This is a genomic window from Agromyces sp. Y558 (assembly GCF_059445415.1).
Genome location: NZ_JCAIUH010000001.1, coordinates 964,534 through 986,541, shown reverse-complemented (window position 1 = coordinate 986,541; position 22,008 = coordinate 964,534). Strand labels below are relative to the sequence as shown.

General features: G+C 69.0%; 25 protein-coding genes. 11 read left to right on the top strand and 14 right to left on the bottom strand.

Features of this window, described 5'->3' with window-relative positions; genetic code table 11:
* Positions 1–142 precede the first annotated feature (142 nt).
* On the top strand, positions 143–925 hold the full coding sequence (locus AC1C2T_RS04710) for an ABC transporter permease (protein WP_495361385.1): 783 nt from the start codon (positions 143–145) through the stop codon (positions 923–925).
* Here the strand turns inward: AC1C2T_RS04710 and AC1C2T_RS04705 are convergent.
* Entirely contained in the window at positions 919–1,185 is a 267-nt protein-coding gene (locus AC1C2T_RS04705; protein ID WP_495384419.1) for a hypothetical protein, read from the bottom strand. The two genes, AC1C2T_RS04710 and AC1C2T_RS04705, sit on opposite strands and share 7 nt — an antisense overlap.
* A 104-nt stretch (positions 1,186–1,289) precedes the next feature.
* Between AC1C2T_RS04705 and AC1C2T_RS04700 the strand changes: the two genes are divergently transcribed.
* A complete protein-coding gene (locus AC1C2T_RS04700; RefSeq protein WP_495384418.1) occupies positions 1,290–3,023 on the top strand; it encodes a phytoene desaturase family protein in 1,734 nt (577 codons plus the stop codon).
* A 57-nt stretch (positions 3,024–3,080) separates the two neighbouring features.
* Positions 3,081–3,644 (top strand): TetR family transcriptional regulator, encoded by a 564-nt coding sequence (locus tag AC1C2T_RS04695; RefSeq protein ID WP_495384417.1) that lies wholly within the window; start codon positions 3,081–3,083, stop codon positions 3,642–3,644.
* Between the two features lie 19 nt (positions 3,645–3,663).
* Here AC1C2T_RS04695 and AC1C2T_RS04690 read toward each other — a convergent pair whose 3' ends face one another.
* Together AC1C2T_RS04690 and AC1C2T_RS04685 are read right to left on the bottom strand one after the other, a co-directional pair.
* Entirely contained in the window at positions 3,664–4,023 is a 360-nt protein-coding gene (locus AC1C2T_RS04690) for a DoxX family protein (RefSeq protein ID WP_495384416.1), read from the bottom strand.
* A gap of 161 nt (positions 4,024–4,184) precedes the next feature.
* On the bottom strand, positions 4,185–4,616 hold the full coding sequence (locus AC1C2T_RS04685; protein ID WP_495384415.1) for a hypothetical protein: 432 nt from the start codon (positions 4,614–4,616) through the stop codon (positions 4,185–4,187).
* An 87-nt stretch (positions 4,617–4,703) separates the two neighbouring features.
* Here AC1C2T_RS04685 and AC1C2T_RS04680 point away from each other — a divergent pair, with 87 nt between their 5' ends.
* Together AC1C2T_RS04680 and AC1C2T_RS04675 are read left to right on the top strand one after the other, a co-directional pair.
* The gene (locus AC1C2T_RS04680; protein WP_495384414.1) at positions 4,704–5,216 is read left to right on the top strand and encodes an SRPBCC domain-containing protein; all 513 of its coding nucleotides are present in this window, start codon (positions 4,704–4,706) and stop codon (positions 5,214–5,216) included.
* 53 nt (positions 5,217–5,269) lie between these two features.
* On the top strand, positions 5,270–6,379 hold the full coding sequence (locus AC1C2T_RS04675) for an AI-2E family transporter (protein WP_495384413.1): 1,110 nt from the start codon (positions 5,270–5,272) through the stop codon (positions 6,377–6,379).
* Between the two features lie 7 nt (positions 6,380–6,386).
* Here the strand turns inward: AC1C2T_RS04675 and AC1C2T_RS04670 are convergent, their stop codons facing one another.
* The 7 genes from AC1C2T_RS04670 to AC1C2T_RS04640 all read right to left on the bottom strand — a co-directional run bounded on the left by AC1C2T_RS04670 (position 6,387) and on the right by AC1C2T_RS04640 (position 13,349).
* The gene (locus tag AC1C2T_RS04670; protein ID WP_495361393.1) at positions 6,387–6,959 is read right to left on the bottom strand and encodes an acyl-CoA thioesterase; all 573 of its coding nucleotides are present in this window, start codon (positions 6,957–6,959) and stop codon (positions 6,387–6,389) included.
* A gap of 174 nt (positions 6,960–7,133) precedes the next feature.
* Complete coding sequence (locus AC1C2T_RS04665) at positions 7,134–7,784, bottom strand: dihydrofolate reductase family protein (protein ID WP_495384412.1); 651 nt, start codon at positions 7,782–7,784, stop codon at positions 7,134–7,136.
* Between the two features lie 4 nt (positions 7,785–7,788).
* Positions 7,789–8,910: a bifunctional 2-methylcitrate synthase/citrate synthase gene (locus tag AC1C2T_RS04660; RefSeq protein WP_495384411.1), complete on the bottom strand. Its 1,122-nt coding sequence runs from the start codon at positions 8,908–8,910 to the stop codon at positions 7,789–7,791.
* Between the two features lie 82 nt (positions 8,911–8,992).
* Complete coding sequence (gene prpB / locus AC1C2T_RS04655) at positions 8,993–9,892, bottom strand: methylisocitrate lyase (protein WP_495361396.1); 900 nt, start codon at positions 9,890–9,892, stop codon at positions 8,993–8,995.
* Positions 9,892–11,430, bottom strand: a complete 1,539-nt coding sequence (locus AC1C2T_RS04650) for an MmgE/PrpD family protein (protein ID WP_495384410.1) — start codon at positions 11,428–11,430, stop codon at positions 9,892–9,894. Before AC1C2T_RS04650 ends, prpB begins: the two co-directional genes overlap by 1 nt.
* A gap of 31 nt (positions 11,431–11,461) precedes the next feature.
* Complete coding sequence (locus AC1C2T_RS04645; protein ID WP_495384409.1) at positions 11,462–12,142, bottom strand: GntR family transcriptional regulator; 681 nt, start codon at positions 12,140–12,142, stop codon at positions 11,462–11,464.
* A 100-nt stretch (positions 12,143–12,242) separates the two neighbouring features.
* The gene (locus AC1C2T_RS04640) at positions 12,243–13,349 is read right to left on the bottom strand and encodes an enoyl-CoA hydratase/isomerase family protein (protein ID WP_495384408.1); all 1,107 of its coding nucleotides are present in this window, start codon (positions 13,347–13,349) and stop codon (positions 12,243–12,245) included.
* Between the two features lie 54 nt (positions 13,350–13,403).
* Between AC1C2T_RS04640 and AC1C2T_RS04635 the strand changes: the two genes are divergently transcribed.
* The 3 genes from AC1C2T_RS04635 to trhO all read left to right on the top strand — a co-directional run bounded on the left by AC1C2T_RS04635 (position 13,404) and on the right by trhO (position 15,501).
* Positions 13,404–13,766, top strand: coding sequence for a VOC family protein (locus AC1C2T_RS04635; protein WP_495384407.1), 363 nt, complete (start codon positions 13,404–13,406; stop codon positions 13,764–13,766).
* 9 nt (positions 13,767–13,775) lie between these two features.
* The gene (locus AC1C2T_RS04630; protein ID WP_495384406.1) at positions 13,776–14,420 is read left to right on the top strand and encodes a LysE family translocator; all 645 of its coding nucleotides are present in this window, start codon (positions 13,776–13,778) and stop codon (positions 14,418–14,420) included.
* Between the two features lie 130 nt (positions 14,421–14,550).
* On the top strand, positions 14,551–15,501 hold the full coding sequence (gene trhO / locus AC1C2T_RS04625) for an oxygen-dependent tRNA uridine(34) hydroxylase TrhO (protein ID WP_495384405.1): 951 nt from the start codon (positions 14,551–14,553) through the stop codon (positions 15,499–15,501).
* Positions 15,502–15,627: 126 nt separating this feature from the next.
* Here trhO and AC1C2T_RS04620 read toward each other — a convergent pair whose 3' ends face one another.
* Positions 15,628–16,221 carry a TetR/AcrR family transcriptional regulator gene (locus AC1C2T_RS04620; protein WP_495384404.1) on the bottom strand — a complete coding sequence of 198 codons (594 nt, stop codon included), beginning with the start codon at positions 16,219–16,221 and terminating at the stop codon, positions 15,628–15,630.
* A gap of 104 nt (positions 16,222–16,325) precedes the next feature.
* On the opposite strand from AC1C2T_RS04620, the gene AC1C2T_RS04615 reads away from it, so the two are divergent.
* Positions 16,326–17,594: an FAD-dependent monooxygenase gene (locus AC1C2T_RS04615; RefSeq protein ID WP_495384403.1), complete on the top strand. Its 1,269-nt coding sequence runs from the start codon at positions 16,326–16,328 to the stop codon at positions 17,592–17,594.
* 19 nt (positions 17,595–17,613) lie between these two features.
* Here AC1C2T_RS04615 and AC1C2T_RS04610 read toward each other — a convergent pair whose 3' ends face one another.
* The 3 genes from AC1C2T_RS04610 to AC1C2T_RS04600 all read right to left on the bottom strand — a co-directional run bounded on the left by AC1C2T_RS04610 (position 17,614) and on the right by AC1C2T_RS04600 (position 19,848).
* A complete protein-coding gene (locus AC1C2T_RS04610) occupies positions 17,614–18,273 on the bottom strand; it encodes a DUF2306 domain-containing protein (protein WP_495385389.1) in 660 nt (219 codons plus the stop codon).
* A gap of 97 nt (positions 18,274–18,370) precedes the next feature.
* Positions 18,371–18,904, bottom strand: a complete 534-nt coding sequence (locus AC1C2T_RS04605; protein WP_495384402.1) for a hypothetical protein — start codon at positions 18,902–18,904, stop codon at positions 18,371–18,373.
* On the bottom strand, positions 18,901–19,848 hold the full coding sequence (locus tag AC1C2T_RS04600; protein WP_495384401.1) for an LssY C-terminal domain-containing protein: 948 nt from the start codon (positions 19,846–19,848) through the stop codon (positions 18,901–18,903). Before AC1C2T_RS04600 ends, AC1C2T_RS04605 begins: the two co-directional genes overlap by 4 nt.
* Before the next feature lie 42 nt (positions 19,849–19,890).
* Here AC1C2T_RS04600 and AC1C2T_RS04595 point away from each other — a divergent pair, with 42 nt between their 5' ends.
* A complete protein-coding gene (locus tag AC1C2T_RS04595) occupies positions 19,891–21,102 on the top strand; it encodes a cysteine desulfurase-like protein (protein ID WP_495384400.1) in 1,212 nt (403 codons plus the stop codon).
* Positions 21,103–21,188: 86 nt separating this feature from the next.
* Positions 21,189–21,962, top strand: a complete 774-nt coding sequence (locus AC1C2T_RS04590; protein WP_495384399.1) for an isocitrate lyase/PEP mutase family protein — start codon at positions 21,189–21,191, stop codon at positions 21,960–21,962.
* The last annotated feature ends 46 nt before the right edge of the window (positions 21,963–22,008 follow it).

The following is a 22,008-nucleotide window of genomic DNA, read 5'->3' as shown; positions in this document are numbered from 1 at the left end:
GCGGGTTGAGGAGCGAGCGAACCCCGCGGGTTGAGGAGCGAGCGAAGCGAGCGTCTCGAAACCCCCCACCGATCGACCCCGGTTTCGAGAGGGCCCTTGCGGGCCTCCTCAACCCACAGACCACCAACTGAAGGAGAACCCCATGACCACCATCGACACCACCGCCCGCCCCACCGGCTTCTTCCACGACACCGCCGCGGTCTTCGTGCGCGAGTCGCGGCCACTCGTGCGCGACCCGTTCAGCGTCATGTTCTCGCTCGTGCAGCCGCTCGTCTTCCTGGGCCTGTTCGGCCCGCTGCTCGTCGGCGCCGCTGGCGGTGACGTCGCGGGCACGCTGCAGTGGTTCGTGCCCGGCATCCTCGTGATGGTCGCGCTCTTCGGCACGGCCTCGACGGGCGCGAACCTGCTCTTCGAGATGCAGACCGGCTCGCACGAGCGCACGCTCGTGGCACCCCTCTCCCGCAGCGCCCTACTCGTCGGCCGCGCACTCAAGGAGGTCGTGCCGCTCGTCATCCAGGGCACGATCGTCGTGCTCGTCGCGGTGCCGTTCGGGTTCACGCTCGACGTGCCGGGGCTCATCGCGGGCCTCGCGGTGCTCGCCGTCTTCGGCATCGGGTTCGGCGCCCTGAGCTACTCGCTCGCCCTCGCCTGCCGCAACCGGGACTGGATGTTCTGGATGGTGCACCAGACACTGCTGTTCCCCCTCATGATCCTGTCGGGCATGCTGCTGCCGCTCGACGACGGCCCCGCGTGGATGCAGGTCGCCGCCGCGATCAACCCGCTGAGCTACCTCGTCGGCGCCGAGCGCGCGCTGCTCTCGGGCGACTTCGGCGCCCCGGCGGTCGTCGGCGGCATCATCGCCGCGGTCGTGACGTGCGCGATCGGCATCGTGGTCGGCGTGCGTGCGATGCGTCGCGCTCACTGATCACGGGCACCAGACGAGGGGCGAGCGGATGCGACATCCGCTCGCCCCTCGTCGTGTCGCCGAACCGCTACTTCTTGCCGCAGCTCGTTCCGGTGTACGGCACCTTGTACGTGGAGTGCTCGCCTGCCGTTGATCGTCGGATCGAAGAACGAGTAAACGCCCAGTCCTTGCGCGAGGTGCTGGGTGACGTCATCGGCGACCCGGTAGGAGGCGTAGCCGAGCCGGTCGCCGTCCATGGCCGCGTCGGGCCCGATCTTCACGAGCACCTCCGATTCGACGGTGCCGACGTCGACGGCGACGGCGACGGCGGCGGCGGCGAGCGGATGCCCCCTCCACTCAGGCTTACGTCGCCTACGCTCGAGGGATGCCCCACGACGTCGTGATTCTCGGCGGTGGCCACAACGGCCTCACCGCAGCCGCCTACCTCGCGCGCGCCGGCAAGCGGGTGCTGCTCCTCGAACGCGACGACCACCTCGGCGGAGCGGCGGTCTCGGCCCAAGTGTTCGACGGCGTCGACGCGCGCCTCTCGCGCTACTCGTACCTCGTGAGCCTGCTGCCCCAGCGCATCATCGATGAACTCGGCCTCGATGTGCGCCTCGTGCGGCGGCGCTACTCGTCGTACACGCCCGACCCCGGCAACCCCGAGCGCGGCTTGCTCATCGACAATGAGGCCGGGCTCGGCACCCCTTCGACGGGCTCAGGGAGCGCTGCCGCCGCCTTCGCGCGAGTCGACGCCGCGGCCGACGCCGACGCATGGAACGCCTTCTCCGCCGATACCGGCCGCCTCGCGCAGGCCCTCTTCCGGAGCCTCACCGAGCCACTGCCCACCCGTGACGAGGCGCGAGCGCTCGTCGGTGACGACCGCGTCTGGCACGAGTTCATCGAGCAGCCCCTCGGCGGCACGATCGATGCCCGCTTCACGAGCGACCTCGTGCGCGGGGTCGTCGCGACCGACGGCCTCATCGGCACCTTCACCGACCTCGACGACCCCGCCCTCGATGCGAACCGGTGCTTCCTGTACCACGTGATCGGTGGCGGCACGGGCGACTGGGATGTGCCCGTCGGCGGCATGGGCGCCATCACGGACGAGCTCGCGCGCGCTGCGCGTGAGGCGGGCGCCGAACTCGTCACGGGCGCCGAAGTGCTCGCGGTCGATCCGAGCGGCAGCGTGCGGTACCGGCTCGACGGCGCGGAACACGAGGTCTCCGCACCCACGATGCTCGCCAATGTCGCGCCGGCGGTGCTCGATCGCCTCATCGCGACCGGGTCCGCGATCGCCCGCACCCGACGGGATGCCGCGGCGGCTGCACCGGGTGCGCCGGTCGCACCGCGCGACCAACGCCCGTTTTCGCCGCAGGAGCGGCTCGACGTGCCCCCGGTCGTGCAGGAGCGCCTGCGCCACCTCACCGCCCCCGAGGGCGCACAGGTCAAGGTGAACCTGTTGCTCACGCGCCTGCCGCGACTGCGCGACACCGAGGTCTCGCCCGAGACGGCCTTCGCGGGCACCTTCCACATCAACGAGCTCGAGTCACAGCTCGCGACGGCGTACGGCGAGGCCGCCCGCGGCCGCATCCCCGCGCTACTGCCCTGCGAGGTCTACTGCCACACGCTCAGCGATCCGTCGATCCTCTCCCCCGAGCTCGCGGCATCCGGCGCCCACACCCTGACCGTCTTCGGCCTGCATGTACCGCACCGACTGCTCGAACGTTTCGGCACCGACGAGTTGCGTGAGCGGCTGCAACAAGGGGTGCTCGCCTCCCTGAACTCAGTGCTCGCAGAGCCCATCGAGGGCGTCATCGCCACGGATGCCGCGGGCCGCCCGTGCATCGAGACGAAGACGACGCGCGACATCGAGGAGGCGCTCGCGATGCCCGGTGGCAACATCTTCCACGGGCCGCTGTCGTGGCCATGGGCGGAGCCGGGCGCCGCGCTCACCAGCACCGCCGAGCGTTGGGGCGTCGCCACGGCGTATCCGCAAATCCTGCTGTGCGGTTCGGGAGCGGTGCGCGGCGGCGCGGTCAGCGGCATCGGCGGCCACAATGCGGCGATGGCGGTGCTCGAGACCCCTTCGACAGGCTCAGGGAACGCCGTCACCTGACCGTCGTGACCGCGTCTTCCGCCAGAGCCGCACCATACTCTCCGGTATGGTGACTGCATGGCGACCTCACGTACCGACTGGCTCGACGAGGGCCTCGACGTGCTCGCGCACGAGGGCGCCGACGGCTTACGCATCGACAGGCTCGCTGCACGACTCGGGGTCACCAAGGGGTCGTTCCACCACCACTTCGCGGGTGCGCCCGGCTACCGCACCGCGCTGCTCGAGCACTACGAGCAGTCGACCCTGGCCGCGCTCGACGCGGCGATCGACGCGCGGCGCGGCGATGGCACCCGCGCGACCCTCGCCTGGCTCACCGACCTCGCCACTTCCGACGACACCTCGATCCGCCGCGCGGAGCTCGATCGGGCGGTGCGGGCGTGGGCCTCGACCGACCCCGAGGCCCGAGCGACGCAGGCGCGTATCGACGCTCGGGTGATCGACGCGTTGCAGGCGGCCTGGCGATCGGCCACGGAGACCGATGCCGCGGCGCGTACCGCTGCGCTCGTGCCGTACCTCGTGTCACTCGGGGCCGCGGCCACTGTGCCGCCGATCTCGGCGACCGAACTGCGCGCGGTGTACGAGTTGCTGCTCGACGCGGTGCCCGGGGCTCGCTCCGACTGACCGGGCCTCAGCACGAGTCTCAGAGCACGAAGCTGTACAGCAACGTGGCGACGCAGATGACGAGCATTCCCGTTGCGTTCAGGAACAGGTTGCGTCCGAAGTCCCGCGCGGCGATGTGCATGCCGATCGCGACCAAGAAGTAGGCGACGAGCGCGACACTCGTGACGACGCCGAGATACGGGATCCAGATGCCGGCGATGAGGCCGGCCGCGGCGGCGAACTTGATCGGCGCGAGCACCCACCACCATCGCCGCGGAAAGCCGACGTCATCGAAGCACCTCGCGATGAACGGCAGCGGCTTCGCGCTCATCACTCCGTCGGCAAGCTGGATCAGCGCCAGCACGACGACGGGCCACACCGGGTCGGGAACGATGCTCATTCCCATACCATACCGCATGGTATGGTATATCAACGCGGCCGGCGAAGTTTCGACGGACTGGTTTCGACGGGCTCAACCAACACGTGTCGACGGACTGGTTTCGACGGGCTCAACCAACACGTGTCGACGGACTGGTTTCGACAGGCTCAACCAGCAGACCGCTAGAAGACGAAGAGCTGCCCGAGCACCATGATCGCGATGATGAAGAGCGCGATGACCGCGCCCACGATCGTCAGCGACTTCACCGAGAGCTTCGCGACGCCGTAGCCCACGAGGAAGGGCAATGCGAGGAGGAAGATCGTCACGATCCACCAGAACGCCTGGTAACCGCCCGTCGTCGCCTCGGAGAGTCGCCCAGCGAAGAGCTGCTGCGTGCCCGGGTTCGTCGCGAACGAGAACGCAGCCGACAGCGGAATGGCGATGAACGCGAACACGATGAGGCCCGCGAGCGAACCCCAGAGCCCCGACTTGTTGTTCTCCGGGTCGATGTCGAGCGTTCGTTCACTGCTCGCCGATTGCCCGTACGATGACGTCTTCGCGCCCGCTGATGCATGCCCATTCGACGCCCGCTTGCGTCCGCCGCTCGATCCCATGGCCACACTCTAGTGTCGGGCATGCGCGCACTGGTAGATCGACACCGACGGCATTAGCCTGAGGGAACGAGCGAACGGGGGCCGAAGATGACCGCGAAACCGACCGGGCACTACGTGCTGAAAGACGACGGCCTGTACCTGCAGTTCGACCGTCTCTTCTACGCCCCAATCGAAGACGTCTGGTTCAGTCTCACGAATCCGACCGCCATGCGCGCCTGGATCGGCACGTACACAGGCAGCCCCGCGACCGGCGGGGTGCGCTTCCGCATGGGCGCCGAGGGCGAAGAGGCCGAGTGGCAGAACGTCAGCATTCTCGAATGCGATGCCCCCCATCGGTTCCTGGCCGACTCCGGCCCCGGCCCGACCGGCTTCCGGGTCTTCTGCCACCTCGTCGAGGGCGGCGGCATGACGACCCTCACACTCGGCCAGCGACTGCACAGTGCAGCGGATGCCCCGAGCATCGGCCCCAGCTGGGACTACTACCTCGACCGGCTCGCCGCGACGCGTGCCAGGGCACCGCTGCCCGCATGGGAGACGTACTACCCGTCGTTCTCGCCGCATTACCGTGAACTCGCCGTCCCCAGCGCGGCGCGGCATTGATCTTGCGCGGCGCGCTCCGAGGCGATAGGCGGACCCAGCCCTAGACTGACGCCGTGAAGAGCATCGAGCGTCGAGCGCGAGAGACCACGGCCGCACCGAGCTGGCGCGAGCGCCAGTCGAACCTCATGGCGAACAAGCCGTTCCAGTGGGCGTTCGTCGCGACCCTCGGCGTGCTCGTCGCCCTCGCCATCGCCGCCGCCTTCGCCAGCATCTCGAGCGTCGTCTTCTCGGTGCTCGCGGCGGCGTTCATCACGCTCGGCCTCGATCCGCTCGTGCGGTGGTTCGAACGTCACGGCATGAAGCGCGGAGTCGCGATCGTCACCGTCATCGTCCTGTTCATCCTCGTGATCGCCGGGATGCTGTGGCTGGTACTGCCGATCGTCATCACCCAGGCCTCGGCCTTCGTCAAGGGTCTCCCTGCGATGTACAAGCAGCTGCAGACCGAAGACTGGTTCAAAGACGTGCAGGCCGGCTCCGACGGACTGCTCGGGTCGGCCTACAAATGGGTCGTCGACACCATCAGCGACCCGACGTTCTGGGCGACCATCGGCGGCGGAGCGCTGAACGTGGGCATCGCGGTCCTCGGCGGCATCTCAAGCGCGTTCTTCATCTTCATCCTCACCATCTACTTCACCGCGACCCTCGATCCGTCGAAGCGGGCGATCTACACGCTCATCTCCGCGTCGCACCGGGAGCGCGTCGTCGACTACGCCGAGCGCATCATGCAGAACGTCGGCCGCTACCTCAGCGGCATGGTTGTGCTCGCATTCTTCAACGCCGTGTACAGCTTCATCCTGCTGCTCCTCGTCGGTCAGCCGTTCGCGCTCGTCATCTCGGTCGCGGCGTTCTTCATCACGCTCATCCCACTGATCGGAACCGTGCTGACCACGGCCGTGATGACGGTGCTCACGCTCTTCGTGTCGCCGGTCGCTGCCCTCATCGTGCTCATCGCGATGCTCGTCTACATGCAGGTCGAGGCGTACATCCTGACGCCTCGGGTGATGAGCAAGGCCGTGCAGGTGCCCGGCTCGATCGTGCTGATTGCAGCGCTCGCCGGCGGGACGCTCGCCGGGCTGCCCGGCGCGCTCGTCGCGATTCCCGTCGCCGCGGGCATCCTGCTCATCATCAAGGAGGTCGTGGTGCCCAGAAAGGCGCTGAGCTAGGGCTTCGTCAGCGCCAGACCGACGGCGCAGCAGCGCGAGTGGACGGCAGCGCGACATCCGCACCCCACCGCTCGATCCAGTCGGGAATCTCATCGGCGCCCGAGACGCCGAGCGCCTCGACGATCTCGGACATCGGCACCGTGCCGCCGGCCTTCTTGAGGAACCGCGCGCGGATGAAGCCCTGCGCGTACACCTCGGGCTCGCCAGGCTTGCCCCCTGCGCCCTTCGAAGGGCGCACGTAGCGCTGCTCCACGTAGACGGCCTTGTCGTCGTGCCCGACGAGTCGCGACTCGATCGTGAACCGATCCCAGAGCTGCAAAGACTTGCGGAACGTGATCGTCTCGCTCGCGACGACCGGGTACCAGCCCTTCTCGCGCATCATGTCCCAGACGCCGCTTCGCACGAGCATGTCGAAGCGGGCGACGTCCATGATCGAGAAGTACACGCCGTTGTTCATGTGCCGATTGATGTCGAGGTCGGTCGGCAGCGTGATGAATTTCGTGCGGGCGACCTCGAAGTGCCCGAGATCGGGCTTGCGCCGCGAGAGGAACAGCACGTGGAGCAGGGTGCGGAAGAACATGTGCATAATCCACGACTGTATGCCCGAATCGTGGTCGATCATCCATCGTTGGTGGAAGCCACAATGAGAAGCACGATCTCCCGCTCCCGCTGGTCGAGTAGCAACCGAAGCGAGCGTATCGAGCGTATCGAGACCTGGTGCGTGGTCTCGATACACGTCCTCCTTCGTCGGGCGCTACTCGACCAGCGGGGGCCGCAAGAGCCGATACCGCAGGTGCGTGGCCCGCGCGCCCTGCTCGACACTGATCGGCTCGAGCTCCACCCGGTGCGAAGCGGCGTCGGGAAAGAGCCTGCTGCCACCGCCGAGCAGCACCGGCACGAGGTGGAGCCGCGCCTCGTCGACGAGCCCTGCGGCGAGCGCCTGTCTCGCGACCTCCGCGCCTCCCACGATGCAGACGGATGCAGCGCTCGCGACCTCGCTCGCCCGTGCGACCGCCTCGGTGACCCCGCCGGTGACGAACTCGAAGCGCGAGCCGCCGCGTTCGAACGGCTCGCGCTCGCGGCTCGTGACGACGAAGCAGGGGCGCCGCCCGAACACCGGCTCATCGCCCCACGGCCACTCGCCCACGTCGAACGTGCGACGCCCGAGCACGAACGCGCCCGTCGTCTCGAACATGCGCGATGCGGCATTGCGGTCGATCTGGTCTGGCTCGACACTCGTGAGGCCGTTGCTGTCGTCGAGCGGAACAGCGCCATCGAAGATCGGGACGCGTCTCCACTCGTGCACACGCTCGCCGTCGAGGCCGAGCGGATGCTCCAGGCTCACGCCCGGCGCGGCAGTGAAGCCGTCGAGCGTCATCGTCATCTCGAGGAAGACGTGGGTCACGGGATCATCCCTTCGCGGGAACGTGCCGTTCGTCGACGCCGTTGTAGACCGACAGTGGACGGATGAGAGCGTTCGACGCGGCCTGCTCCATGATGTGGGCGGTCCAGCCGGTGATGCGACTCGCGACGAACAGCGGCGTGAACGTGAGGGTGTCGAACCCCATGAGGTGGTAGACGGGACCGGCCGGGTAGTCGAGGTTCGGCTTGATGCCCTTGCGCTCGCCCATCGCGGTCTCGAGGGCGAGGTAGAGCTCGAACAGGTCGGGCCGGTCGTAGTGCTCGACCATGCGCTCGAGCGCGTCGCGCATCGTCGGCACCCGCGAGTCGCCGTTCTTGTAGACGCGGTGGCCGAAGCCCATGATCTTTCGCTTCTCGGCGAGCGCGTCGTCGAGCCAGGCGGCCGCGGCATCCGCCGTCTTGATCTCGTCGAAGGCGTGCATGACGGCCTCGTTGGCGCCGCCGTGCAAGGGGCCCTTCAAGGCGCCGATCGCGCCGGTGACCGCCGAGTAGAGGTCCGAGAGGGTGCTCGTGATCACCCGGGCCGTGAATGTCGAGGCGTTGAACGAGTGCTCGGCGTAGAGGATCATCGACACATCGAAGGCGTTGACGACCGCGAGCTCTGGCGCCTCGCCGAAGGTCTGCCAGAGGAAGTTCGCCGAGAAGCCGAGGTCGTCGCGGGGCTCGACGAACTCGAGCTCGTGCCGGCGGCGCTGGTCGTAGGCGACGATCGAGGGCAGCTTCGCGAACAGCCGCATCGACTTGTCGAGGTTCGCCTCGACGCTGTCGTCGGGCGTTGCCGGGTCGCTCGCGCCGATGACCGAGACGGCCGTGCGCACGACGTCCATCGGATGGGCGGTCAGCGGCAGCTCGTCGATGACGCGCTTGACGTCGTGATCGAGACCGCGAAGGGAACGCTCGCGTTCTTCGAACGCGGCCAGCTGCGCATCGTCCGGCAGCTCGCCGTACCAGAGCAGGTAGGCGACCTCTTCGAACGTGACGGATGCCGCGAGCTCCTGCACCGGATAACCGCGGTACAGTAGCGAGTTCGACTCGGGGCTCACCTTCGAAACCGCCGTATAGTCGACCGGCACTCCGGCCAAGCCCTTGTAGATCTCCTGCTCTGCCATGTGATGTCCTTTCGGTTTCGCTCTCTGAGCCTGTCGAAGCGAGCAAAGGGCGAGTCCCTTCGACGAGCTCGGGGAACGGTTCTCAGCTGGTGACGGTGAAGTTGAAGATACTCGTGTCGAAGTGGTTGTAGCCCTCGTAGTCGATGAGCTCGTAGAGGTCGGCGCGGTGCTGCATCTCGTCGAGCTTGCCGGTGAGCGCACCGGCATCCGTCAATTCGTCGAGGCCGCGCGCCGCGGCGCCCATCGCGAGGCGCAACAGCGAAACGGGCCAGATGACGATGTTCATGCCGACGCCTTCGAGCTGCGCCGCGGTGAAGAGCTCGCTCTTGCCGAACTCGGTCATGTTCGCGAGGAGCGGGACGTCGACGGCCTTGCGGACCGCCTCGAACTCCGCGAGCGAGCGCATCGCCTCGGGGAAGATCGCGTCGGCGCCCGCGTCGACGAGCGCCTTCGCGCGGTCGACCGCGGCGTCGAGGCCGTCGACCGCGGCGATGTCGGTACGCGCCATGATGAGGAAGTTCGCATCGCGCCGGGCATCGACGGCGGCACGGATGCGCTGCAGCGCGGTGGCCTCGTCGACCACCTGCTTGCCATCGAGGTGACCGCAGCGCTTCGGGTTCACCTGGTCTTCGATGTGGAGGCCGGCGAGCCCCGCGTCTTCCATCTCCTGCACGGTGCGCGCGACGTTCATCGGTTCGCCGAACCCGGTGTCTGCGTCGATGATCGCGGGCAGCTCGGTCATGCGTGTGATCTGCTTGCCACGACCCGCGACCTCGGTGAGGGTGGTGAGGCCGATGTCGGGCAGGCCGAGGTCGGCCGACAGCACGGCGCCCGAGATGTAGACCCCGTCGAAGCCCTTCTGCTCGATGAGCCGCGCCGAGAGCGGGTTGAATGCGCCCGGGAAGCGCAGCAGCTCGCCGGTTGCGAGCCGCTCGCGGAAGAGCCGGCGCTTCTCGGCCGGGGTCGTCGTGGCGTACAGCATCAGAAGAGCCCCTCGGGGATGTCGACGCCCACGAGCGCCCCCGGCGCGACGGTGAAGGTGAGGCCGCCGAGTTCGTCGGGACCGAGCTCGGGCAGACGCTGCGCGACGTCGAGGAAACGCTCGATCTCATCGGGCGTGAGCGCCCACTCGGCGAGCGTGCGGAACTTCTGCACGTACTGCTCTCGGGCGAACGGCCGGGCGCCGAGCGGATGCGCGTCGGCCACGGCGATCTCGTCGACGATCTCGCCGCCATCGGCGAGCTTGATGACCACTCGGCCGCCGAACGCCTTCTCGTCGATGTCGTTCGAGTGGTAGCGCCGCGTCCACTCCTCGTCTTCGACGGTCGAGACCTTCTTCCAGAGTGCGACGGTGTCGGCGCGGTGCGCACGCTCGGGCGAGTATGACTCCGCGTGATCCCACGTGCCGTCTTGCAGCGCGACGGCGAAGATGTACGGGATCGAGTGGTCGAGCGTCTCGCGCGACGCGTCGGGGTCGTACTTCTGCGGGTCGTTCGCGCCCGAACCGATCACGAAGTGCGTGTGGTGCGAGGTGTGCAGCGTGATCGACTCGATGCGCTCGGGGTCGTCGAGGATCAGCGGGTACTCCTCGTGCAGCTTGCGTGCGAGGTCGATCCACGCCTGCGCCTGGTACTCGGCCGAGTGCTCCTTCGTGTACGAGTCGAGGATGGCGCGCTTGGCCTCCCCCTCGTCGGGCACCGGAACCTCGTACGAGGCATCCGGACCGTCGAGGAGCCACGCGATGACGCCGTCTTCGCCCTCGTAGATCGGCACTGGGCTCGTCTGGCCGCGCATCGCACGGTCGACAGCTTCGACGGCCATCTTGCCGGCGAACGCGGGGGCGTGCGCCTTCCACGTCGAGATCTCGCCCTTGCGGGACTGCCGGGTCGCGGTGGTGGTGTGCAGCGCCTGGCCGATGGCCTGGAAGATCGTCTCCTGATCGAGGCCGAGCAGGGTGCCGATGCCGGCAGCTGCCGAGGGGCCGAGGTGGGCGACATGGTCGATCTTGTGCTGGTGCAGCGAGATCGCCTTCGCGAGGTCGATCTGGATCTCGTAGCCCGTGGCGATGCCGCGCACGACGTCGCGCCCGGTGAGGCCCCGGTGCGCCGCGAGGTGCTGGCCGACGGCGACGATCGGCGGGATGTTGTCGCCGGGGTGCGAGTACTCCGCCGCGAGGAAGGTGTCGTGGAAGTCGAGTTCGCGCACGGCGACCCCGTTGGCCCATGCCGCCCATTCGGGCGAGGTGCGGCGCGCGGCATCCGCACCGAAGACGGTGGCGCCGTCGCCGCCGATCGAGACGGGGTGGGCGAGCGCCTGGCTGCGGGCCGAGACGACAGGGCCCCTGGCGATCGCGGCGGCCGCGACGGCCGCGTTGTCGATGACGCGGTTCACCACCATGTCGACGACGTCGTCGTCGAGCTCGACCGGGTCGGTCGCGATACCCGCGAGCTTCCAGGCGAGCTGGCCCTCGCGGGCGAGGTTCTCGTCACTGCGATGCGTGCGAAGGTGGTGGAGCTGCATTTCGGCGTCCCTTTCTGAACTGTTCCATCGGTCAGGCTACGCGGTGCCCGCCGGGCTGACGAGCTTCGATCGAGGCGAGTGCATGACGAAGACTCATGTGCAGGTGCACGTGGGTGGCGTGCGCCGCGAGGGACGCATCGCCCGCGATGATCGCCTGCAGGATGAGGAGGTGCTCGGATGCCGCGGCACGGAGCCGCCCGGGATTGTGGCGTGCGAGCCGCCGCACGCGCGCCGAGTGCAGTCGCACGCTCCGCAGCGCGGCGGTGAGGTAGGGGTTCGCGACCGTCTCGTCGACGGCGGCGTCGAACTCGGCGACGAGGGCGTAGTAGGCGGCGAGGCCGGATTCGCCTTCGTCGACGAGGGCGGGCGCCTGCTCGAAGCGTTCGACGAACCGCTCGAACCGCGTGGGGTCGCGGCGCATCGCCGCTAGCCGCACGGCTTGCTCTTCGAGCGCTTCGCGCAGCTCGTAGAGGCCCGTGATGGTCGACGGCGAGAGCTCGGCGACGACGAGGGTTCGTGCGGACTGTGCGGCGACGAGTCCGTCGCCGACGAGCCGGGCGAGTGCCTCGCGCACGGGTGTGCGGGAGACTCCGAGTCGGGCTGCCTGTTCAACCTCTGCGAGCACCGTGCCGGGCGCGAGCTCGCCGTCGACGATCTCGGCACGGAGCGTGCGGTAGACGCGCTCCCCTGCCCGCCCCGCTTCAGCCACCACTCTTCATGTATACACTGAACGCTACTTAAGCGCAAAGAGCACCGTTCTAGCGACAATTTGTATACGTTGCACGGTTCCGCCTCACGGCCGGGTCTGCGCGCTAGGGCCAGACCGGCTCGAAGCGGGCCTCATCGAGCACGTGGGCGGCGAGGCCCGGCGCGACGTCGCGCAGCTCGGGCGGATGCCACTTCGGCTGACGATCCTTGTCGATGACCTGCGCCCGGATGCCCTCACGCAGGTCATGCTGCTCGATGAACCACGACACGAGCCGGAACTCCTGCTCGAGCGCATCTTCGAGCCGCGGCAGCGTGCGAGCACGTCGCACCGACTCGAGCGTGATGGTGAGCGCGGTCGGCGAGAGCGTCTCGAGCTCGTCGGCGGCCGCGGCCGCATAGGCGAAGGCCGCCGGGTCGAGCGGATGCATCGGGAACGAGCTCGACGCTTCGTCGACCCGCCCCTCGGCGAAGGCCCTGAGACGCCGGATGATCTCGTCGACGCTCGGTGCGGAGTAGCAGGCGTCGACCCAGTCGCGGGCGAGCGCGAGGGCCGAGGGCCCGGGTGTCTCGTCGAAGAGCATGACGATCTCGGCCGGACTGCCGGGGTCGGCGCGTTCGGCGAGCGCCTGCAACAGGTGCGGCAGCCGCTCGGAGGGCACGAACGAGTCGGCGAATCCCGCGTGCATGGCGTCGGCGGCATCCATCGTGCGCGAGTTGAGCGCCAAGTGCACGCCGAGTTCGCCGGGCGCCTTCGCGAGCAGCCACGAGCCGCCGACGTCGGGGGTGAAGCCGATGCGAGTCTCGGGCATGGCGACGCGCGAGCGCTCGGTGACGACACGAATCGAGGCGTGGCCCGCGAGGCCGATGCCGCCTCCCATCGTGATGCCGTCCATGATCGCGACGACGGGCTTCGGGTAACGCGCGATCATCGCGTCGAGCCGGTACTCGGCGCGGAAGAACTGCCGCGCCTCGGCGTGGTCGTCGTTGGACGCGTACCCGTAGAGCTCACGGATGTCGCCACCCGCGCAGAAGCCGCGCTCACCCGCGCCGTCGAGTACGACGAGCCCGACCTCGGTGTCGTCGCGCCACACGTCGAATATGACCGTGAGTGCGCGGATCATCTCGTAGCTCAGCGCATTCAGCGCCTGCGGGCGGTCGAGCGTCACGTGGCCGACACCGTCGGCAACGCTCGCGGAGATGTAGTCGCTCACGAGTGCCACCGTAGCGGCATCTCGGGCAGCGGCGTAGCCTCTGCCGCGGGAGGCATGATGATCGACTCCGTATTCCCGATTCTCGAGGTACCCGACCTCGATGCCGCGCTGGCGTTCTACGGCGATGGACTCGGCGGCGTGGTGCGCTACCGATTCCCGCCCGAGGGCGACCCCGTCTACGTCTCGCTCGAGACGGGGTCGACGACGCTCGGCATCGGCGTCGCGGAATCGCCGCTGCCACCGGGCAACATGCTCTTGTGGTTCTACGTCGACGACGTCGACCGCGTCACCGCGAGGCTCGCGGCCGGCGGCGCGCCGGTGCTCGAGCAGCCTGCCGACCAGCCGTGGGGCGAGCGGACCGCGCTCGTCGAGGATCCCTTCGGAACGCGCGTGCGACTCGGAGCAGCCAGCGGGTAGCATCCGTTCATGGTCCCCGTCGAGAACCTCTGGACGTTCGTCGTCGCATCGGTCGTGCTGATCGTGATTCCCGGCCCGAGCGTGCTGTTCGTCATCGGGCGTTCGCTCGCGCTCGGTCGCATGGGCGGGCTGCTCAGCGTGATCGGCAACGCCCTCGGCATGGTGCCGCTCATCACCGCCGTCGCACTCGGCGTCGGCGCGATCGTCGCGCAGTCGGTCGTGCTCTTCACGATCATCAAGTTCGCAGGCGCCGCCTACCTCATCTACCTCGGCGTACAGGCCATCAGGCACCGAGCGGATGCCGCGGCATCCGCAGATCGCAAGTCCGCACCGCACTCGCACTCGCACTGGCGCCAGCTCGGCGAGGGCTTCGTCGTCGGCGTGACGAACCCGAAGACGATCGCGTTCTTCGTGGCGGTACTGCCGCAGTTCGTGTCGTTCTCGGCCGGGTCGATCCCGTTGCAGCTCTTCGAGCTCGGCGTGGTGTTCATCGTTCTCGCGCTGGCCTGCGACTCGGTGTGGGCGCTCGCCGCGAGCGCGGCACGCGGCTGGTTCGCTCGCTCGCCGAAGCGCATCTCGCACCTCTCCGCGACGGGCGGCGTCATGATGATCGGACTCGGCGGCGTGCTCGCCTTCAGCGGCAACAAGCACTGAGCACGCGTACAGAACTCCGGAGATCTCACGCGGAACGCCGATGGACCGGCGTCGTCGAACCGCGTGGCGCGCCACGACTCCGGAGTTGCGCACACGGCAGCCATTCGGCGAGCGCCCGTATGATCTCGGGGTGGCCGTCGCCAAGATCCTTCTCTACTACGCCTTCACCCCGCTCGCCGACCCCGACGCGGTGCGGCTCTGGCAACGCGACCTCGCCGAGTCGCTCGGGCTGCGCGGGCGCATCCTCATCTCCGAGCACGGCCTGAACGGCACGCTCGGCGGCGAGATGAACGCACTCAAGCGCTACATGCGCAAGACCCGCGACTATCCCGCGTTCAAGCACATCGACTTCAAGTGGAGCGAGAGCACCGGTCTCGACGCCGACGGAATGAGTCTCGACTTCCCGAAGCTCAGCGTGAAGGTGCGCGACGAGATCGTCTCGTTCGGCTCGCCAGGCGAGTTGCGCGTCGACCCCGACGGCGTCGTCGGCGGCGGCACGAAGCTCAGCCCCGATGCGCTGCACGAGCTCGTGGCCGAGCGCGGCGACGACGTCGTGTTCTTCGACGGACGCAACTCGCTCGAGGCGGCCATCGGCCGCTTCGCCGGCGCGATCGTACCCGACGTCGAAACGACCCGCGACTTCGTCGAGCTGCTCGACTCGGGCCAGTACGACGAGCTCAAGGGGCGGCCGGTCGTCACCTACTGCACCGGCGGCATCCGCTGCGAAGTGCTCTCGAGCCTCATGACAAGCCGCGGCTTCGGCGAGGTGTACCAGCTCGACGGCGGCATCGTGCGCTACGGCGAGCGCTACGGCGACGACGGTCTCTGGCAGGGCTCGCTGTACGTCTTCGACCAGCGCGGCTCGATCGACTTCAGCGACCATGCCGCGGTCATCGGCTCGTGCGCGGGGTGCGGTGAGCCGACGAACCGCACCGTGAACTGCACGGATGCCGCATGCGACGCCGAGTTCGTGCTGTGCGAGTCGTGCGGTGCATCGCAGTGCCCCGCGCACGCCTCCGCCGGTCGAGTAGCGACGCAACTCCGCCGGTCGAGTAGCGACGCACTTCCGCCGGTCGAGTAGCGACGAAGGAGCGTATCGAGACCATCGCACGGGTCTCGATACGCTTCGCTACTCGACCAACAGGGGAGGAGGAGCTACTCGACCAACAGGGGAGGAGGAGCTACCCGACCTACAGGGGAGGAGGAGCTACTCGACCAACGGAGCGGCGGGCGGCTCGGTGCCGGCGATGACGGCGACGGCACGCGCGAGTTCGTCGCCGCTCGGCAGGCTGTCGGGCGCGAGCAGCCAGAGGATGCCGAGACTCTGCACGAGCGCGAAGTCGAGCTTCGCGACCGCATCGACCTGCGCATCGGAAAGCTCGGGGCGCGCCGCGCGCAACTGCTCGGCGATGCCCAGGTAGCCCTCCTCCGCCGCCGCGGCGAGGTGCCGACTGGCCTCGGGGTCGCGCAGCACCCGCACGGTGTTGTCGAGACTCGCGAGGAGGGGCTCGCGATTCGCCGCGAACACCTCGGGCATGCGATTCCAGAGTTCGGCGAACCCGTCGAGGAGCGGCAGCTCCGCGGTTTCTCCGACGACCGCTTCAATGCCGTCGCCGATCCCGTCGCCGAGCGATGCCATGAGCGCCTCGGTGATCAGCTGCTCCTTCGAGCCGAAGTGATAGCCGATCGCGGCGAGGCTCACCCCGGCGGCACTCGCGATGTCGCGTGCCGTGGTCTTCGCGACCCCGCGCTCGATGATCATCCGGCGCGCGCCGGCCAGCAGGTCTTCACGGTTCCCCATTCCTCAATGGTACGCGACGAATTAGACGTTTGTACTAGACATACGTCCAAACGACTGTTAGACATATGTGCAAGACAAACGTCTCACGATTGAAAGGCAGCACGATGACCACCATCGACACCACTCCGCACATCCTGATCTCCGGCGGCGGCATCGCCGGGCATGCCCTCGCCCTGCAGCTCGTGCGCAGCGGCATCCGCACCACCGTCGTCGAGCGGGCCGACGCACCGCGCGCCGGCGGCCAGGCCGTCGACCTCCGCGGCGCGAGCCGCGAGGTCGCCGAGCGCATGGGACTCCTGCCCGGCATCCAGGCGCGGCAGCTGCACGAGCTCGGGCTCTCCTACGTCGACGGCGCCGGCCGTGTGTTCGGCCGCATGTCGATGGAGGACTTCGACGGCAAGGGCGCGGTCGCCGAGATCGAGATCGCCCGCGGCGACCTCGACGAGGTCCTGCGTGATGAACTCACCGTCGCGAGCGACATCGCCCCGGGCCTGCTCGACCTCCGCTACGGGGACCGCATCACCGCCCTCACCCAAGACGCCGATGGCGTCGACGTCGCCTTCGAACACGCCCCGGCCGAGCGATTCGACCTCGTCGTTGGCGCCGACGGCGTGCACTCCGCGACCCGCCGCCTCGCCTTCGGCCCCGAGGAGGAGTACTCGACATATCTCGGCGGCTATACGGCGTTCTTCACGCTCCCGACCCCCGCCGACGTGCAGCCGGGCTGGTTCTCGATGCGGTTCGTGCCGGGCGCGACCTTCGGCATCCGCCCCGACTTCGACCCCTCGACCTCCATGGCGATCGTCACGCTGCGCATCGACCGCGACCCCGCGTTGCGCGGCGATCGGGCCGCGCAGGAGGCGCTGATCCGCCGAGCCCTCGAGGGTGCCGGGTGGCACGCCCCCACGGTGCTCGAGGCCATGCCCGGGGCATCCGACTTCTATTTCGATGAACTCGCGCGCATCGACGTGCCCGAGGCCGCGAACGGCCGCATCGCACTCATCGGCGACGCCGGCTCGTGCGGCTCGCCGATGTCGGGCATGGGCACTGCGACCGCACTCATCGGCGCTTACCTGCTCGCCGCCCGCATCGCCGAGACACCGGGCGACCTCGTCGCCGCAGCACGACGCTACGCGACCGACATCCTGCCGTTCGCCGAGGCCGGCAAGAAGGTCATGGGCGGTGGCATCGAGCGGATGGTGCCCACCAATCGGTTCGAGGCCGTGATGTCGCGAGCGATGACAGGCCTCATGCTCTCCAAGGCGGCCCGGCCGATCGTGAAGCGCATGTTCGCCGCGAACCAGGCCGAACTCCCCCTGCCCGTCACGGCGCCGGCGCCCGCCCTCGCGGCCGTGGCTGATGGGGCGCGTTGAGGCGGCGGGTCGCTTCGCGTCACGTCGCCGCGCGCACACGCGCAGTCCGCGGCAACCCGTCTTCGTTCGGCCTCCACCAGAGCCAGAGCTCGCCGGCGATCACGTGCATCGAGAGCCCGAGCCAGAACGCGGGCGCGAAGCTCTGCTCCAGCGAGAGGATCTGGAACCCCGCGAAGATGCCGGCCCACACGCGGATCATGCCGACGCCGAGGCCCACCGCGAAGGCCCGGATCATCCAGCGCCGGTGCATCCGCACGTTGCCCGCCCTGATCGCCCGGAAGGCGAGCCCGAGCGAGAGCAGGAACCACGAGCCGAACACCGCTGCCGCGAGCGACTGCCACGCCCCTCCGTACGAGAACGGCACCCCGAAGGCGAGCGCGAAGACCCCGCTCACGAGTCCGAAGGCGAGCAGCACGCGGCCGAATCGGCGGTGGAACGTGAAGTGCCGCTCGCGGAACCGCCGCCAGAGCTGCAGCGGCGCGCCCAACAGGTAGATCACGCCCGGCACGATGTGCAGGTAGGCGAGCCAAGGGCTCACGACGTAGCGCAGTTCGAAACTGTCGCCCTCGGCCGGAGTGCCGGTGACGATCAGCGGCCCATCCGTACCGAACCTGATGCCCGCGAAGACGAGCACGATCGCAATCAGCAGGAAGATCGCCGCCCACATCGTGATCTCCACCGCGCGCAAACCGCGACCTCCTCCGGCCGGACGCTCGCCCGTCGCTGGCGCTCAGGCTACTCCCGGGCACGCCGCCGAACCAAGTACTTTTCGAGGATTACTCGCTTCGCTCACGACGAGGTCGCGGCCGGGGCCGCCGTGCGTACGCCCGCGCATTTCGACTCGACAGTGCGAGCAGCACGAGGATGTCGAGCGCGAGCGTGATGAGCGTCGTGCGCAGCGTGATCTCGGTGTCGGTGCCGAAGTAGTCGAACGCCGACCACGTGATGCTGATCGTCGCGAAGATCATCACCGTGATGCGCGCCGAGTTGCTGCCGCGGAAGATCAGCAGGGCGAGCGCCAGCTCGACCGCGAGCACGATGCCGCCGATGACGAGCACAACCGTGAGTCCGAGACTTGAGGCCGCCTCGGCCGCTTCGTCGGAATCGAGCGGCACCCCGAGATCCTCCACGAGCACGCGTCGCCACAGCACCGCGAGCGAGATGAGCCAGACGATGCCCGCGAGCACCCGGCAGACGACGAGGATCGCGCCGAACACCGTTGCGGTCGGGCGCTGCATCGACGGCGGCACCGGTCGCGGACTGACGAGCTGCGCCGGCGACTCGAATGCCGGGCGCTTCTCGACGCTCATCGCCCCGCCTCCGTCGCACTCGGTGAACGCGTCTCGATGGCAGGCGGGGGCTCAGCGGCATCCGGTGTCTCGATCGCGACGACCGGTACCGCGCTGACGTCGACGACCGGGAGGTCGCCATCGGTGCGGATCGAGTCACCGCCCCCGTTGCGGGAGTGGTACCCCGTCGAGAAGTCGGCGAGCACGTCGACGCGCGCGGCCGGATTCGCCGCGATGATCGTGGCGACGATGTGGTCGCGCTCGATGTCGATGTCGGCGTCGATCTTGTGCGTCACCTGCAGGGTGAACAGCGAGAAGCCCACCGCGCGGTCGAAGGTGCCGGCCGCGAGCCAGTCGACCCGGCGCCCGCCCGGCAGGAGCCACCCGTCGGGCGTGCGCCAGAACCGCACGTGGTGTCGGCGCGCCGGATTGCCCTCGACCTCCTGCTGATACGCGAAGTCCTGCTGCCGCCCGAAGAGGAAGAGCGGACTGACGGGCGCCTCGTCGTAGCTGCGGCGGGTGATCGTCGACGCGATGATGCGCCAGCTCGACGCTCCCGTCACGTTGTCGGCGCGGGTCCAGCCGGCCGTGCGCAGCGCAGCGTGCAACGACGCTTCATCGCCGTCGAACGCGAGGTTGACCGGGTCTCCGAGCAGCCCGTCACTCGTGCGCGCGCGCCCGATGAAGTAGTCGGGCACGTAGATCGTCGTGAGGATGCGATGCAGTCGGGGCAACACGAGATAGGCCAGCACGAGCCAGAACACCAGGAAGAAGGCGATGCCGAACCAGCCGAACGCGAAGGACTCGGTCAGCACGAGCCAGGCGAGCCAGACTGCGGCGATTCCCGCATACACGAAGAAGAAGCCGTCGAGCAGCGCGTTGCCCGAGAACCGGCGCCCCCGCACCGGTTCGGCTGTCGCGCCCTCGATCACATCACCGGATGCCCCGGCCCCCGCCTCCGACATGCCCCAATGCTAGCGAGGCCGCGAACTCGCTAGTCTCGCTCCATGGTCTACGACATCGCGCGCATCCGCTCGGAGTTCCCCTCGCTCGAGAGCGGCTGGGCACAGTTCGACGGCCCCGGGGGCACGCAGACGCCGAGGTCGGTGGGTGAGGCCGTGGCATCCGTGCTCACCGGGCCGCTCTCGAACCGCGGCACGATCGGCATCTCCGAGGAGCGCGCCGAGGCCTCGGTGCACGGGTTCCGGCTCGCCATGGCCGATCTCGTCAACGGGCATCCGCGCGGCATCGTGCATGGCCGAAGCGCCACGCAGCTCACGTACGATTTCTCCCGCCACCTCTCGAAGCAGTGGGGCCCGGGCGACGAGGTCGTCGTCACCCGCCTCGACCACGATTCCAACGTGCGCCCGTGGGTGCAGGCCGCCGAGCGCGTCGGTGCGAGCGTGCGCTGGGCCGACTTCGACCCGGCGACCGGGGAACTGCCCGTCGAAGCGGTCGCCTCGGTGCTCTCCGACCGCACCCGGCTCGTGGCCGTCACCGCGGCATCGAACCTGATCGGCACGATGCCCGACATCCCGGCGATCGCCGCCGCCGCGCACGGGGCCGGCGCGCTCGTGTACGTCGACGGCGTGCACTACACCGCGCACGAGCTGCCCGACATCGAGACGCTCGGCGCCGACTTCTTCACGTGCTCGCCGTACAAGTTCCTCGGACCGCACTTCGGCGTGCTCGCGGCGGCGCCCGAGCTGCTCGAGACCATCGAGCCAGACAAGCTGGCACCGTCGACGAATGTCGTTCCCGAGCGCTTCGAGTTCGGCACACTCCCCTACGAACTGCTCGCAGGCGCCACCGCTGCGGTCGACACTTTGGCCGGCCTCGCCGGGACGACGGATGCCGCGAGCTCCCGCCGCACGAAGCTCGCCGAGTCGTATGCGGCACTGCACGAGCACGAGGCGGTGCTCCTCACGCGCATCGCGTCGGGGCTCGCGGAACTCCCCGAAGTCACCGTGTGGTCACGGGCGTCTCGTCGCACGCCCACGCTGCTCATGACCTTCACCGGCCACGAGGCATCCGACATCACGAGGCTGCTTGCCGAGGGCAAGGTGCTCGCGCCGAGCAGCAACTTCTACGCCATCGAGGCCTCCCGACGTCTCGGGCTCGGCGATGCCGGCGGGCTGCGGATCGGGCTCGCGCCGTACACCGACGCGAGCGACGTCGAGCGCCTGCTCGAGGGGCTCGCCGCGGCGCTCCCCCGCTGAGCACCCCCGCTGAGCACCCCCGCGGGAATCGGACGTCACCAATAGCGGTCGGGTTCCGGCGTCTGCGTGCCGCCTACGCTGAGAGCATGACCCTCGCCGAGACCGCCGCCGAACTCCGCCGCCTGCACACCGACCCCGAGCTCCTCCAGGTGGTGAACGTGTGGGACGTCGTGAGCGCCAAAGCGGTCGCCGCCCTGCCCCAGACCCGGGCGCTCGCCACCGCGAGCCACTCGATCGCCGCGACGTACGGCTATCCCGACGGCGAGCAGATTCCGGTCGAGCTCATGCTCGACATGTGCGGGCGCATCGCGCGAGCCGTCGAGGTGCCGGTCAGCGCCGATCTCGAGGCCGGCTACGGCAACCCTGGCGAGACGATCCGGCGGGCCATCGGCGAGGGCATCGCCGGCGCGAACCTCGAAGACCAGCTCAAGCCGCTCGCCGACTCCGTGGCCGCCGTTGCCGCCGCGGTGGCCGCCGCCGAGGCTGAAGGCGTGCCCTTTGCGCTGAACGCGCGCACCGACGCCTGGCTTCGCGGCCACGAGCGGCCCCGTGCCGTGTGGATGGCCGACGTCATCGAGCGCGGACTCGCCTACCTCGAGGCCGGGGCGACGTGCGTGTTCGTGCCCGGCAACTTCGGCGACGACGTCGTCGATGAACTCACGGCCGGCATCGGCCGCCAGCGGGTGAGCGTCATCGGGCTGCCCGACGTGCCGGCGCCGGCTCGTCTCGAAGAGCTCGGCGTCGCGCGCATCTCCTACGGCCCGTCCACCCAGCGCCTCGCACTCGGTGCGTTGCAAGACGTCGCCACGGTGCTCTACGCGGGCGGCGTGCTGCCGCACGGCATCCGCCCGCTGAACTGAGCGGACGCCGAACCGAGCTGAGCAGGCGCCGAACGCAGCCGAGGAG